This is a genomic window from Thiosocius teredinicola, from assembly GCF_002009425.1.
GTDB lineage: Bacteria > Pseudomonadota > Gammaproteobacteria > Chromatiales > Chromatiaceae > Thiosocius > Thiosocius teredinicola.
Genome location: NZ_CP019936.1, coordinates 2,175,523 through 2,189,719 on the forward strand (window position 1 = coordinate 2,175,523; position 14,197 = coordinate 2,189,719).

The following is a 14,197-nucleotide window of genomic DNA, read 5'->3' on the forward strand; positions in this document are numbered from 1 at the left end:
TACTCTCTTCTTCTGCGATTGCAGATCTTGGTGTGGCAGAGAGAGCGAGCGGCGCAAACAATAATTAGTCTGACGGGGTGAACTGTACGGATGGTTGCCTATTGTTGAGCTAGAAGATATCCGTATCACCCAGAGTGAGCCGAAAATGAGGAATCTAACTCAGGGAGGTTCAGTGAGAATTCTCATCAAGTACTCGCTTTATCCACGTAGACAGGGTTGCTCCGGCCTGGTCGGCTGCCTTTTGCCAGCGCTGTCGTTGTTGCGGCGTCACCCGAATTTCGAAACGACTTGTCGCAGGTTCTTCTTTTCGTGGGCGACCGCGTTGCTTAGGTGGCTTGCTCATTTTTTGATTTTAGCCCGTACAAAAATCCTTGACGAACTCGGATGGTTGAGTGATATTTATTGTACGTACAAAAAATTGCATTAGGACGCGATCATGACCAAAGATAACCTCTACAAAGTTCCTGAGAACTACCTGTGCTCTTCGCACGTACTGCCGGCAGACGTGGCGGAGAATCTCCACGCCTACCTCTTGGCCCTTGACGCCATTGATCCAGAGCAATTGGTTGACCAGAGGGCGGTATTTGGTATGCATTTGGCCATTCAGACGGCGGTGGAGACTGCGAAGTTTCTGTGTCAGCTTCTCGATCCGAATTACCTAACGGATGGAGAAGAAAACACGGACATCTAGCAATCGGTGAATTCGATGTTGGATTGCATTGCACTCGCTAAGTTGGGTGTTATCGAAAGGCGGTTATAAGCAGAACCCTGTCATAGTTCTTTCCAATTCCGTGTGACTTCGAGTATGATTCGCCGCGTTCCGCTGAGCGGTGCTGAGGGTGATCGTCCTTGCCAAGGTTGGGGTCGCGAGTTCGAGTCTCGTTTCCCGCTCCAGATTCCAGGAAACCCCGCGCGCTTGCGGGGTTTCTTGTTTCAGCCCACCACTCATGGGAGGTTGAAACATCCAGTTTGGCCGAGTGGCAGAGTGGTTATGCAGCGGATTGCAAATCCGTGGACATCGGTTCGATTCCGGTCTCGGCCTCCACTCATTTCCAAGGCAGAATGTTGCCGACTGTCTATCTTGCCCCGATCTCCTGATATGCCCGGATGGCGGAATTGGTAGACGCAGCGGACTTAAAATCCGCCGGCCATTGCGGCCGTGCCGGTTCGATTCCGGCTCCGGGCACCAACATCAGCTCCAACGCGATATCGCGGGAAATCAGCCCGCGGGCCACCTGACCCAGCGTGGGCGATCGGCGGCCTTGTCGATGACTTCGTCCAGATGTTCCTCTCGAACCAGTGCAACGATCACGTAGTGGTCGCGTTCATGGCCGAGATCCTCGAGGCTGTGGATGCGGGCCAGGCATTTACGACTCATCAGGTCTTCGAGATGAGCGTGACTGATCGTGAACTGCAGTGTTTTCATGCGGCTCGATGGGTTGGTTTGTGGGCCTGCTGTAGCTCGCTGCGTCGCTACACCTACCGACTATAGCTGATAGCGCCCACGCGTCGGGCTCACTACGGCCGCGTAGCCACACGCCGATCGAGTAACTTTGTCCGGTACTGGGAAGCGCGGGCGCTTGGGGACGTGCGCCCGCGGAAGTCTGTCTGCTACTTGAGCGTGTTGAACAGGTGGCTGCGGAATTGTGCCGCCTTCTTCGGGTCGTCGATTTCGGTGGCCACGTCGTCAATCAACTTGATCACATCGACATTGCCATTCGGTCCGCCAGCCTGTTCGAGGTGTTCTTCCCAGACGAACGAACCCATGGGTCCGAGTATCTCGATCAACTGCTCTTCGATGACCTTGAACGCTTCCGGGCTGGCGTGCGCACCAGCGGCCGGAGCGGCCACCGGCGGCGGGGCTGCCGCCACGCTTGCATCACCGCTCAGTTGAGCCAGTAATTCGGCGGTCGGCGGCAGTTGCGTTGCCTTGTGCGAGATAACTTTGCCGGCCTTGAAATCGTACGAACCGCTCTCGATTTCAAGGAACAGTGGGATCGCCTCGGCACCCTTTTTCAGCCGGTACTCGATGTAGATGATGTTCCCGGCGACAATGACGACCTTGGCCAGACTGTTGATCTCACTGATAGCAAACAGGCTGCCTGTGCTGCCGCCGGCGCAAAGTTCGGAGATCAGTCGGACCAAGTCCGCATAGCTGGAAAACGGCTGATAATCGTCCGACACAATCCCCTCCTGTAGTGTTGTTCTCGTTATCTAAACGCGTTATCCGCGCTTCTTCAGTCGGTCTATAGCCAGTCGGATGCTGGCCCCCATGCGATCAATGGCCGAGGCGAGCGAACCGATCTCGTCGCCACGCGAGGCCTCTTTGATTTCACCGACCGAGCCACCTCGGCTCAACTGATCTGCAATGGTCGTCAGATTGCGGATCGGACGCGAGAGGCCTTGCGAGAACAGGTAGGCGATAACCGATACGATGACCAGCGTGAGCACGAGCAGCAAGATACCACGTTGTTGCGCGTCTTTCAGAGGGGCGTAGGCTTCGTCGTAGTCTTGCTGTGCAACCACATACCAGCCGGTCTCTGAGCGGCGGACTGCAGCGACGACGTGATTGCCGTCGTCGTTGTATTCAAGCAGTACGCTGCCTTTATCGGGTTTGTTGGCGAATGCCGGATGACCACTGAAATCGGTCGTGGCCGGCGCGGTGCCTTCCTGCTGGTGAGCAACGACCTTGCCGGATTCGTCGAGGATGAAAGCAAAGCCGGTGCGGCCGATAACCGTGTTGGTAATGCGTTCGGATATCTCGCGGATGTTCATCGCAATTGCGATCACGCCGGCGACGGTTTTTCTGACGAACTTCGGATCGTGGATAGGCGCAGACAGGATGACCGCCGGTTTACCGCTGGTCTTGCCCAGTACCACCTGCTTGCCGAGCGGGGCTCCGGCAACGACATCTTTGACGTAAGCTCGACTGCTGTAGTCTTTGGGCGCCTTGCCATCGCTGCGGCCGATGTTCATGCCGCTGGTGTCGGTGGTGAACACCAAATACGACCAATCGTATTCCTTGAGAATCGATTTCAATATCGGGTCTTGCTTCTCGCGTTCCATCGAGCGCACGTCTGCCAACGTCGCGTTCTGCTGCAGTACCTTCTGGTTCATGCGGACCCATTGGTCTGCTTCGTTGGCCAGCTGCAGCGAGGTGTTGTCCAGTTGCTGCGAGATGTTGCGTTCCAGTCCGTCGCGGATAAGGCTGTAATCGAGATACCACACGATGCTCAACGGTATGGCGGCGACGACTAGCATCGTTACCAGGATCTTGCCAAAGATGCCGAATGAAAGGCCCTTCTTTTCACTACTCACTGTGGTTCTCCATCGATACAACGGACCGCGCGCAGCCCCTTTTTACAGGCGCATTAACGCGGATCTGCAATTGGCGACATCAGCTGCCAGCTCTGCCGGCGACCGAGTCGCTACGTTAAATTTGTGGATTTATCGGCCTGTGAGACGCAAGCCTGAACCGACTTAACAGAAGTTGGTGAATTATGATCACACGATAACGAATGAAAAGCGTTGGAAAGGCCGTTTAGTGCATATTTGCGGGCTTAGTGCCGGTTTTTCGCGGCCAATCGATAGCTATGTATTGAGTTGTTTGAGGGGTAGCGCTGATCGTCGTGGTGCGCGGCCGCTGGAGTTACCGGCCGGGAAACACCTGCAATCGAGGATCGCCTGAGTGCTCGGGCTGATTGCGCATATGGTCGGCGGTGTTCATGAACGCCTGCTCGAGCTTTTGGCGCATATCATCGGTCAGCGGCATGTCGGCCAGGGCTTTGCGCATGCAACGCATCCACTGGTCGCGTTCTTTGCTCGCAATCGCAAACGGCAGGTGGCGCTGGCGCAGACGTGGATGGCCATATTTCTGGACGTAAAGGTCCGGCCCGCCGAACCATCCTGAGAGGAACAGGAACAGCTTTTCACGTGACCCGCGCAGACTCTTGGCGTGCATCTGACGAATCTCGGCAACCTCGGCATCGCTGTCCATATAGTCGTAAAAGCGATCGACCAAGTCGCGCACGCCGGTTTCACCGCCGATCAGTTCGTATACCGTCTTCTCAGTCATCGATGTGTTTCCTATCTACTGGCACGGAAGTCAGTCGCCAATTCTCAATGGCCCATGTCCAAAAGTCATTGCCGTTGCGCAATCGAGCGGTTGGCCTGGTCTGCCCCAGGTGTTGCCATGCGGCGAGCAGCGTAGGCAGCGGATTGTCTTCGTCGACCGGATGCGCTGCGTCGCTCTTGCTGAGTTTTTGCCCGTTGGCTGCATAGACCAGGGGAACATGCGCATAGTTCGGCGTCGGGTAGCCAAGCTGGCGCTGCAACCAGATCTGGCGTGGCGTCGACCACAACAGGTCGGCGCCTCTGACCACATCGGTGATGCCTTGTTCGAAGTCGTCGACGACAACCGCTAGCTGATACGCGGTAAATCGATCGATGCGCCGAACAACGAAGTCACCCACATCAGACGCCAGATGCTGTTGCAGATCCCCGATGATGCGATCGGTGAATTGCACCGTGGATTCATCCAGCGCGACACGCCAGGCTACGTCTATGGCATTCGTCGGTGGCCGAAGTCGGCAGGTACCCGGATATATCGGACCTTCGCGGCCCACGTGGGCGATTGCGGCGATGGTTTTGCGGCTGCAGTCGCAGGGGTAGGCCAACGAATTGCTGCGCAGCGTGTCCAAGGCCTGGTCGTACAGTGCGGTCCGTTCACTTTGTCGAACAAGGGTGCCGTCGATCGACATGCCGAAAGCCTCGATCGCCTGAAGAATCCGGTCTTCGGCGCCCGATCGGGTTCGGGTCTGATCGACATCCTCGATACGAACCAGCCACTCGCCGTGCTGGTGACGGGCATCGGCATAGCTGGCTACTGCGGCGACGAGTGAACCGAAGTGCAGCGGACCGGTTGGCGATGGGGCGAAGCGCCCCCGGTAGGAGGGCTTGCTCATGATGAGCTGTGAGAACCGTCAGCCCTGGATGCGCTCGAGTTCTTCCTGGCGGGTCTTGCAGTCGATGCATAGGTCGGCCGTGGGGCGCGCTTCGAGCCGTCGAATGCCGATCTCGACGCCACAGCTTTCACAGTAGCCGTATTCATGCTCATCGATCTTTTTGAGCGTCTTTTCAATCTTGTTGAGGAGTTTGCGTTCCCGGTCCCGTGTGCGCAGTTCCATGCCCATGTCGCATTCCTGTGTCGCGCGGTCGTTCGGGTCGGGATAACTGCCGGTGTCGACCTTCATGTGATCGACGGTCCGATCGACTCCCTGCATCAATTCGAGGCGCCATGCGTTGAGTAGTTTCCGGAAGTGGTCCTCTTGTTCCGGATTCATGTAGCTCTCGCCGTCCTTGGGCTCGTATGGCGCTATACCGTGATTTACCGGAAAGTCGCTTGCATTGCTGCCCATGTCGGTCGCCTCGAGAGGTAAACCGCAAAATTAACATCCACGTAAAACAAGGGCAATTACGCCAGGTAATTGGGTAAGCTCGCCGCATAAGTTGTCAGGAGGTACATATGGCCGATCTACAGGCGCTGATTTTTGACGTTGATGGAACGCTGGCGGATACCGAACGCGATGGGCATCGCGTGGCGTTCAATCGCGCATTCGCCGAAGCCGGGCTGGACTGGGATTGGAGTGTCGAGTTGTATGGCCATCTGTTGGCCGTTACCGGCGGCAAAGAACGTATCCGTTTTTACCTGGACAAGTACAACACCGGTTTTCAACGTCCGGACGACTTGGATGGCTTTATTGCCGATTTGCACCGCAACAAGACGGCACACTACATGTCACTGATGGAGGAAGGCGCCATTCCGCTTCGCCCCGGTGTGCAGCGCCTGCTCGAACAGGCGCGGTCAGCCGGTGTGCCGCTCGCCATCGCCACCACGACGACCCCCGAAAATGTCAGTGCGCTGGTCGCCAGCACCCTGCCGAGCGGGGCGCTCGACTGGTTCACCGTGATCGGTGCCGGCGATATCGTACCGGCCAAGAAACCGGCGCCGGATATCTACCAATGGGTGCTAAGCGAAATGGATCTCGACGCCAAATCGGTGATTGCCTTCGAAGACTCGAGTCACGGGGTTTCGTCTGCGGTGGGCGCCGGCATCGATAAGGTTGTGGTGACCGTCAACGATTACACGCGCGAGCAGGATTTTGCACTGGCTACGGTTGTGCTGGACCAGTTGGGTGAAGCATCGACGCCGGCCGCGGTGCTCGACGGTACCGCGGTGCCACCCGATGGTGTGGTCGACCTGGACTATCTGCGGTTGCTGCTCTGAAACTGCCGGCGGATCTGGTTCGCTCGTTAGCCGGCGCTCTGCTGCAGGTCGTCCACCCAGAACTTGGTGGCAGCGGCCACGGCGGCCGGCATGGCGGCAAACTGCACCAGAGGGATCAGCATCAGGGTGGTGACGCCTGCGCCAAAGGCCAGTGACTTGAGCCGTTTGCCGCGCAGCGTGGCCCGCTGTTGTTTGGGTTTCAGCGCGTGGTTACCCATCGGGTAGTCGGTGTACTCGATGGTGAGAAACCAGAACCCGAACAGCAGCCACGCCAGGCTCGCCAACACGTTGATGCCTGGAATCACCATGAGGATCAGAATCGGCAGCGCGCGGGTGATGAAATAGACGATCTTGCCGATCTCGCCGCTGATTGCAGGTCCGATCGCTTTGAGCAGCGATTCGTCGGCATCGCTGGGGGCCTGTCCGCTTAACATTTCTTCAACCTTGGCCGCTAGCATTCCATTGAACGGTGCCGCGATCAGGTTCGCTATCAAGGTGAAACCGAAAAACAGGGCCAGCGCATAGGCCACGGCGAACAACAGCCAGAGCACGGGTCGCAGGAACTCCAGCCAACCGCCGTCTGGCAGCCATTGGTCCATGTAGGCACCAAAGTAGTGTGCGGACAGGTAGGCGAGTCCGGCAAAAATCAGCAGATTCGCGAAAAACGGGACAATAACGAAGCGCCGCAGGCCCGGTCTCAGAATCAGCCGCAGTCCTTTGAAGGGCAGAAAAAAACCATCGATGGTCGAAAGCATGTTGGGAAATCAATCGCATACAACGCGGGGGCAGGCAGTATATCCTCTGCGGCCGTACGAGCGGGGTGCCTGTTGAAATTCTGTGAATATGTCAGGATTATTTACAACATGTCCGTACAACCGGTTGTACTGCAAGCTTTTTTACCGAAGTTTGAGTAAACTTGCCGAGCCGTCGAGAGCGGCGCGATCTTGTTTCGACCGACTGCGACCATGAAAGAGAGGAAAGTTATGGTGAATCTCCTTAAATCAGTGCGTTTTGCCTCGATGCTGGGCGCTCTCACGGGGGTTTTGATTTTGACCGGATGTGCGTCGAAGCAAGAGGCGCGTCCGCAATTGCCGGAAGCCAGCGGCGACGCGCAGTACTCGACGCGCTACCGCATTGCGCCGGGCGACAATGTTCAGATCTTCGTCTGGCGTAACCCCGAGGTCAGCACCTCGGTGCCGGTACGTCCGGACGGCCTGCTGTCTGCACCGCTGCTCGAGGAAGTGCCGGCCGCCGGCAAGACGCCCGCCGAACTGGCGCGCGACCTCGAAGCAGAGCTTTCCACCTACCTGCGTGATCCGCTGGTTACCGTTATCGTCAACGGCTTCACCGGTACTTACCGCGAGCAGATCCGCGTACTGGGCGAAGCGACCAAGCCGCGCGCCATGCTGTACCGCGATTCCATGACCCTGCTGGACGTGATGATCCAGTCGGGCGGCCTGACGAAATTCGCCGATGGCAATTCGGCCACCCTGATCCGGGTCGAGGACGGTAAGCAGGCCGAATACCGCTTGCGTCTCGATGATCTGATCCGCGAGGGTGATATCACGGCCAACATCGATATGCGCCCCGGCGATGTGATCATCGTGCCGGAAGCTTGGTTCTAGTCTCAGCGTTAGGGCGAAATAGGGATGCATGACATAGTCGTCCTAATACTGCGGTACGCCAGGGGGACCTGGCGTTTCCGCTGGTGGATGTTGGGTATCGCGTGGGCCATCAGTGTGGTGGGCTGGACCGTCGTGGCTAAATTGCCCGATCAATACCAGGCTTCTGCCAGGGTGTACGTGGATACCACCTCTGTCCTGCAGCCGCTGCTGCAGGGTATTGCGATCAACACCAGCGACACGCAGCAAAAGATCTTTCTGATGACGCGTACGCTGCTCAGTCGGCCTAATCTTGAGAAGGTCATGCGTATGACCGATCTCGATCTGCAGGCCACGACCGACAGCGAAAAAGACGAGATCATCGGTAATTTGAAACAGAACATCCGCTTTCGGGGAACGTCACGCGAGAACCTCTACACGATCTCGTACGAGGCCGAGTCCGCCGATCTCGCGAAGCTGGTCGTAAAATCGCTGTTGACCATTTTCATGGAAAGCAACCTGGGTGAGGTGCGCAAGGATCAAGACTCCGCGACCCAGTTCCTCGAGCAGCAGAAAGCCGAATATGAACGCCGGATGCGCGAACTCGAAAACGAGTTGACGCGCTTCAAGCAGCGCAACATGGAGTTCCTGCCCGAAGGTTCGGGCGGTTATTACGAACGCATCCGCTCCGGCAAAAAGAAGATCGAGGACGTGCAACTTGAATTGGACGTGTTGCTGGAACGCCTCGATACGACGCGCAGCCAGGTTGAAGGTGAAGAGCCGTCATTCGGTCTTGGGCCGAAGACGCAAGGCGGTGAATTCACCGTAAAGACGCCGGAGATCGATCGCCGGATTGCCGCGATGCAGAGCAAGCTCGACGAACTCACCGTCAAGTACACGGAGCGTCATCCCGACGTCATTCAGGCACGTATCGCTCTGGCCAACCTCAAGGCGGAAAAGAAGCGGGTCGTGGCTGAAGTGGAAGCGACCGGCTCGTCGACCTCTGAAATTGTCGACTACAACATCGACAGAAACCCTGTGTACCAGCAGATGCGTTTGTCGCTTGCGCAGCTCGAAGCCGACGTGGCCGCCAAGCAACGCCTGCTGGACGTACACAAGAGTCAGGTGTCCGAACTTGAGGCTTCGATCGACAAAGTGCTTGCCTTGGAGGCAGAGCGGCGCGATTTGACGGCGGATTACGACATCGTCAAAAAGAACCACTCGGTGCTCGAGACCCGCCTGGAATCGGCAAAGCTTGGACGCAAAGCGGAAAGCACATCTGACAACGTGCGCTTCCGGGTTGTGGATCCACCGCGTGCTCCCTCGACACCGTCGGGTCCTAACCGCGTGCTGCTTAGCTCGGTCGTATTGCTTGCGGGATTGGCCGTCGGTTTCGGTGTGGCCTTCCTTATCTCGCAGTTCCGTCCGACATTCGACGAACGCCAGATGCTCAGCGATACGCTTGGCCTGCCAGTGCTCGGCAGCGTCAACATGGTGTGGACATCTGATCAGATTCGGGCGCGAAAAGTCAGAAACGTGAGTTTCATGTTGACGCTCAGCGGCCTGCTGCTGACCTTCGGGGTTGTCCTGGCGCTGTATCAATTCAATATCGAGCTGTTGCCACGGCTGGCTCAATCGCTAAATCTGGCTTAACCATGAGCATCATCGAAAAAGCAGTCGACAAAATGATGGGCAAGCTGGAACCGCCCGTTCCGGCCAAACCGCCACGCCAGGATTCGCCGCCGCCACAGGCAGCACCTACCGTCGATGCAAAAGTCGACGCCGATGCCGAGGTGGTCGAGCGCAAGGTGGAAACACCTGCTGAGAAACCCCATGCGCCGGTTGAATCGCCGCGTCCGCCAGTCACTGAACGCGCGGAGGGCCGGTACGAGCCGACGCCGCCAAGCCAAGTGCCCGAGGACGGCGAGACCAAGATGCTCAGCATCAAGAACCTGGCGCTCGAAGGCGTGTTGTCTCCGGACTCCGAGCGAAGTCGCACTGCCGAAGAATACCGGATGATCAAACGTCCGCTGCTGACGCGGGCGTTCGGCCAGAATGCCATCGGCGAAGCGCACCGCAACCTGATCATGGTTACCAGTTCGGTCGAGGGTGAAGGCAAAACCTTCTCGTCGCTGAACCTGGCGATCTCGATTGCGATGGAGATGGACCGCACGGTGCTGCTCGTGGATGCGGACCTGGCGAAGCCCGGGTTGTCGCGTCTGTTGAAGGTGAACAATCTGCCGGGCCTGACCGACCGCCTAATCGACGAGTCTTTGGATCTCAAAGATCTGCTGATCAAGACGGATATCCCTAAATTCTCGATCTTGCCTGCCGGCCGCCGTCACCGTCGGTCGACGGAATTGCTTGCCAGCAACACGATGCGGCAATTGCTCGACGAATTGGCGTTGCGTTATTCCGATCGTGTTGTCCTGTTCGATTCGCCGCCGCTGTTGGCCACCAGTGAGGCCAGTGTGCTTGCACAGCAGATGGGTCAGATCTGCTTGGTTGTCGAATCAGCAGTGACGCCGCAGTTCCTGGTGCAGGATGCGGTAGCGCAACTCAATTCCGTCGATAACCTGTCGCTCATTTTGAATAAGTGCAAACCGGATCTCTTCATCGGTAAGTACGGTTACGGCTACGGTTACGGTTATGGATATGGCTACGGATATGGCTACGGTAACGATGAACGATAGCCGCAACGTAACGGCCGGTATTCGCGCCGGCAGGGTAGTGGCCGCTGTTTCCGGGTGTGCAATGTTTTGCGCGTTCCCGGTGACGGCATGGGCAGGCGATTGGGAGTTGACGGATTCGGTGACCGCCAAGACAACGGCGATCGACCGTAACGGAGCCAACGAGTCATCCGGTCTGGTGTTCGAAGTCAAACCTCAGATAAAGCTCAAAGGCGAGGGTGCCCGATCGAAAGCGGACATCGACTATCAGCTGACCTTGGCCACCGGAACGGGCGATACCGACCCCGAGACGATGTCGCACAGACTGCGGGCCCAGGGTGAAGTCGAGGCTATCGAGGATTTTTTCTTCCTCGGTGCCAACGCGGGTGCTCGGCTGGTCGGTCGAGATGCGACGTCCGGCCCGGTTGATGCGATCAATGCACGTAGCGACGGCACCCAGTCGTACTCGGTGGGTCTCACCCCGCGATTCCGCCATCGCTTGAACAAGTACGCCGATATCGTTAGTGACAACGAGATCGATTACGTAACCTACGATCGCAATGGTAGCGAGGGCAACACCGACGACAGCTATTCGACCCGGCTGCATCTCGGGGTGCGTAGCGGGCACGCTTATGGCCCACTGAATTGGCGTGCCGATGCCTCGCACCGGACGACCGAGTACGAAGATTCGGACTCCGAAAATACTACCTATTCGGTCGGCGCCGGTTATCGCTTCAACGTCAATTGGGAAGTGGACGGCAGTGTCGGGTATGAAGAGAACGACGTCGATACCAGGCGCAGCGATACCGATGGCGTTATCTGGGATGTCGGCGCAACCTGGACGCCGAATTCGCGCACCAGTATGTCGGCGAGCTATGGCCAGCGCTATTTTGGTGACACGTTTTCAGGGCGGATCAGCCACGAAACCCGCCGCACACAGTTCGTTGTCGATTTGTCGCGCACCGTTGCCAGTCGCCGGGCGTTTGAACTGGTGAATCTTGGGTTGTTTGGGCTGGAGGATGCCCAAGGCAATCCGATCATCGGCGCAGATGGCAATCAGCTCAGTTTAAATCTTTTCGGTATCGATGAAACTGATGAAGAGTTCATCAATACGCAGCTGCGCGGCGCGATGACCATGAAGGGTGTGCGCACGACGGTTACCGTTACCGGCACGGTGTCAAAGCGCGAATACGAAATTTCGCCGATCGAAGAGGACGCGTACGGCTTGTCGGTTTCCGCAAGGAGACAGCTCTCGTCGAACTACACCGCGACGGTGAACGGTGGCTTCACGCATGCCGAAGGCAGTGCCAATAGCGACAGCGATACGTTTGACATCGGTATGTCGGTCAGTCGTCGGCTTACGCCTCGCACCAGTGCATCGGTGGACGTCCTGTATCGAGAACGCGATGCATCGGATGCCGACAACAGCTATGACGAAAGCCGAATTGGCATTTCGTTGAAGTCCAGCTTTCTCTAACAGCAGTCATGTACGAAAGTTTCTACAGCCTTTCGGGCAAGCCGTTTCAGCTCAGTCCCGATGCCCGTTTCTTTTTCAACAGCTCCGGCCACAACCGTGCCATGGCGTACCTGCGCTACGGATTGCGTCAGGGTGAGGGGTTTATCGTCATTACCGGCGGCATCGGTACCGGCAAGACGATGTTGGTCAGCAACCTTTTCAATGAACTTGATGAAGAGAATGTTGTGGCCGCGCAGTTGGTGTCCACACACATCAATGAAGACGAAGTGCTGCGTCTGATCAGCGCGTCGTTCGGGCTGGCTCACGAGGGCCTTTCCAAGGCCGCGCTGCTGCGTAATCTTGAAGCGTTCTTCCGCGCCCGGCGTGCCGAGGGGCGGCGTGTACTGTTGGTCGTCGACGAGGCGCAAAACCTGCCGCAGCGTTCGATCGAAGAACTGCGTATGCTGTCGAACTACCAGGAAGACGGTCAGGCGTTGCTACAAAGCTTCCTGCTGGGTCAACTCGAGCTTAAACAGACGCTGCAGAGCGCCGGCATGGAGCAGGTACGTCAGCGCATTATCGCCGGTTATCACCTTCGTCCGCTCGACCGCCAGGAACTCCAGGCTTACATCGAACACCGCTTGACCCTTGTTGGCTGGCGCAACGATCCGTCAATCTCGGATGCTGCCTACGACGAGGTGTTTGCGGCCACCGGCGGGGTGCCGCGGCGGGTGAACAGCCTGTGTGACCGTCTGCTGCTGTTCGGATCGCTCGAGGAAGTCCACGAGATCGACAAAGAGCACGTTGCGACTGTCGTAGAAGAGATGGCCCAGGAAATGGGCTCCAGCGAAAACGCACCCATCGAATCGGTAGGCGGCAATGGCGGCCAGATGCGCAGCCCGGTAGTCCGCCCAGCCGATATGGAGGGTCGTGTGGCGCTGCTCGAGCAGGAAGTTCAGCAGCTGAAGAATGCGTTATCCAAGAATCGCCGCATGTTGAAGCAGGCCATCATGCTGCAGATGGATATGGATGATGAAGACGACGAGCTCTAATGAGCCGCTTCGCATTCTCTGTGTCGTTGGAGCCAGACCCAATTTCATAAAGATTTCCCCCCTGATGCGGGCGTTTCGCGCCCGCGCCGACGAATTCGATGCACGCCTGGTGCACACCGGTCAGCATTTCGATGCGGCGATGAAGGCCGCATTCTTTCAGCAACTGAACATCCCTGAGCCCGATGTCGATCTCGGTGTCGGTGGCGGCAGTCATGCTGTGCAGACCGCGCAGATCATGTTGCGTTTCGAGCCGGTCATCGACGAGTTTTCACCGCACGTCGTGCTGGTCGTCGGCGATGTCAATTCGACCCTGGCGTGTGCCCTGGTGGCTGGAAAGAAGCAGGTCGCCGTCGTTCATGTAGAAGCCGGGCTGCGCAGCTTCGATCGCGCCATGCCCGAGGAAATCAATCGTCTGCTGACCGACCAGATTGCCGATCTGCTGTTCACCACGGAGCGCGATGCCGTCGATAATCTGCTCCGCGAGGGCGTTGCCGAAGCCAAGATTCACGAAGTTGGCAATGTCATGATCGACACGTTGATCAGTCATCGCACCGATGCCGTTCCTTCGGCGGACACCTTGCAGCGGATCGCCGCAGGTCGAGGCGCCATTGGCCGGTTTGGGGTGCTCACCCTGCATCGCCCTTCCAGTGTGGACGACCCGGAGACATTGAAGCATCTCGTTCGCCTTTTTGTTGAGCTGAGCGAGAAGCTGCCGTTGGTATTTCCGGTGCATCCGCGAACGCATCAGCGTCTGCAGGCGGCAGGTCTTCTTGAACAACTTCTGGCGTCAGGTATCGTAGTGGCCGAGCCGTTGGGCTATCTGGAAATGTTGGGCCTGATGCTGGATGCCGAGTTGGTGATCACCGACTCAGGCGGTCTACAGGAAGAAACCACGGCACTCGGTGTACCGTGTTTGACCATCCGCGAAAACACTGAGCGACCGATTACCGTCAGCGAGGGAACGAATACCGTGGTTGGCGTGGATGAAGCCGCCATTCGCACGGAGTTTGATCGTGTGCTGACGACTGGCGGCAAGCGCGGGCGTGTGCCGGCACTTTGGGACGGTAATGCTGCTGGACGTATTGCCGATATATTGCTCGAGTGGGCAAGTAAACAAAGAAAAGCAGCTTAGG

15 protein-coding genes and 2 tRNA genes are annotated in these 14,197 nt (G+C 57.6%); 10 read left to right on the top strand and 7 right to left on the bottom strand.

Translation table 11 applies throughout. The features are described from left to right. Positions 1-436: 436 nt before the first annotated feature. From B1781_RS10445 to B1781_RS10460, 3 genes are all read left to right on the top strand, one after another. Positions 437-691, top strand: a complete 255-nt coding sequence (locus tag B1781_RS10445; RefSeq protein WP_078119616.1) for a hypothetical protein — start codon at positions 437-439, stop codon at positions 689-691. A 280-nt stretch (positions 692-971) separates the two neighbouring features. Next, a tRNA-Cys gene (locus B1781_RS10455) sits at positions 972-1,045 on the top strand. Between the two features lie 56 nt (positions 1,046-1,101). Beyond that, positions 1,102-1,189, top strand: a tRNA-Leu gene (locus tag B1781_RS10460). Positions 1,190-1,219: 30 nt separating this feature from the next. Here B1781_RS10460 and B1781_RS10465 read toward each other — a convergent pair. From B1781_RS10465 to dksA, 6 genes are all read right to left on the bottom strand, one after another. After that, entirely contained in the window at positions 1,220-1,426 is a 207-nt protein-coding gene (locus tag B1781_RS10465) for a hypothetical protein (RefSeq protein WP_078119617.1), read from the bottom strand. A gap of 185 nt (positions 1,427-1,611) precedes the next feature. Continuing rightward, complete coding sequence (locus B1781_RS10470) at positions 1,612-2,184, bottom strand: DUF4388 domain-containing protein (RefSeq protein WP_078119618.1); 573 nt, start codon at positions 2,182-2,184, stop codon at positions 1,612-1,614. 39 nt (positions 2,185-2,223) lie between these two features. Then, positions 2,224-3,318, bottom strand: coding sequence for a HAMP domain-containing protein (locus B1781_RS10475; RefSeq protein WP_078119619.1), 1,095 nt, complete (start codon positions 3,316-3,318; stop codon positions 2,224-2,226). A 331-nt stretch (positions 3,319-3,649) separates the two neighbouring features. Continuing rightward, positions 3,650-4,075, bottom strand: a complete 426-nt coding sequence (locus B1781_RS10480; RefSeq protein WP_078119620.1) for a group II truncated hemoglobin — start codon at positions 4,073-4,075, stop codon at positions 3,650-3,652. Beyond that, positions 4,068-4,964 (bottom strand): tRNA glutamyl-Q(34) synthetase GluQRS, encoded by an 897-nt coding sequence (gluQRS, locus tag B1781_RS10485; protein ID WP_078119621.1) that lies wholly within the window; start codon positions 4,962-4,964, stop codon positions 4,068-4,070. The genes B1781_RS10480 and gluQRS overlap by 8 nt, the downstream gene beginning before the upstream one ends. An 18-nt stretch (positions 4,965-4,982) precedes the next feature. After that, on the bottom strand, positions 4,983-5,417 hold the full coding sequence (gene dksA / locus B1781_RS10490; RefSeq protein WP_078119622.1) for an RNA polymerase-binding protein DksA: 435 nt from the start codon (positions 5,415-5,417) through the stop codon (positions 4,983-4,985). 107 nt (positions 5,418-5,524) lie between these two features. On the opposite strand from dksA, the gene B1781_RS10495 reads away from it, so the two are divergent. Beyond that, complete coding sequence (locus B1781_RS10495; protein ID WP_078119623.1) at positions 5,525-6,286, top strand: HAD family hydrolase; 762 nt, start codon at positions 5,525-5,527, stop codon at positions 6,284-6,286. A gap of 26 nt (positions 6,287-6,312) precedes the next feature. Here B1781_RS10495 and cysZ read toward each other — a convergent pair whose 3' ends face one another. Continuing rightward, positions 6,313-7,041, bottom strand: a complete 729-nt coding sequence (gene cysZ, locus B1781_RS10500) for a sulfate transporter CysZ (protein WP_078119624.1) — start codon at positions 7,039-7,041, stop codon at positions 6,313-6,315. Positions 7,042-7,335: 294 nt separating this feature from the next. Here cysZ and B1781_RS10505 point away from each other — a divergent pair, with 294 nt between their 5' ends. The 6 genes from B1781_RS10505 to wecB are packed head-to-tail and all read left to right on the top strand — an operon-like array spanning position 7,336 to position 14,196. Then, positions 7,336-7,911 (top strand): XrtA/PEP-CTERM system exopolysaccharide export protein, encoded by a 576-nt coding sequence (locus B1781_RS10505; RefSeq protein WP_334223958.1) that lies wholly within the window; start codon positions 7,336-7,338, stop codon positions 7,909-7,911. Positions 7,912-7,935: 24 nt separating this feature from the next. Continuing rightward, complete coding sequence (locus B1781_RS10510) at positions 7,936-9,540, top strand: XrtA system polysaccharide chain length determinant (protein ID WP_078119626.1); 1,605 nt, start codon at positions 7,936-7,938, stop codon at positions 9,538-9,540. Positions 9,541-9,542: 2 nt separating this feature from the next. Continuing rightward, complete coding sequence (locus tag B1781_RS10515; protein ID WP_334223959.1) at positions 9,543-10,580, top strand: XrtA-associated tyrosine autokinase; 1,038 nt, start codon at positions 9,543-9,545, stop codon at positions 10,578-10,580. Further along, a complete protein-coding gene (locus B1781_RS10520) occupies positions 10,537-12,033 on the top strand; it encodes a TIGR03016 family PEP-CTERM system-associated outer membrane protein (protein WP_078119627.1) in 1,497 nt (498 codons plus the stop codon). Before B1781_RS10515 ends, B1781_RS10520 begins: the two co-directional genes overlap by 44 nt. Before the next feature lie 8 nt (positions 12,034-12,041). Continuing rightward, a complete protein-coding gene (locus tag B1781_RS10525; RefSeq protein WP_078119628.1) occupies positions 12,042-13,064 on the top strand; it encodes an XrtA/PEP-CTERM system-associated ATPase in 1,023 nt (340 codons plus the stop codon). Then, positions 13,042-14,196 carry a non-hydrolyzing UDP-N-acetylglucosamine 2-epimerase gene (gene wecB / locus B1781_RS10530; RefSeq protein ID WP_334223960.1) on the top strand — a complete coding sequence of 385 codons (1,155 nt, stop codon included), beginning with the start codon at positions 13,042-13,044 and terminating at the stop codon, positions 14,194-14,196. Before B1781_RS10525 ends, wecB begins: the two co-directional genes overlap by 23 nt. Position 14,197 lies beyond the last annotated feature (1 nt).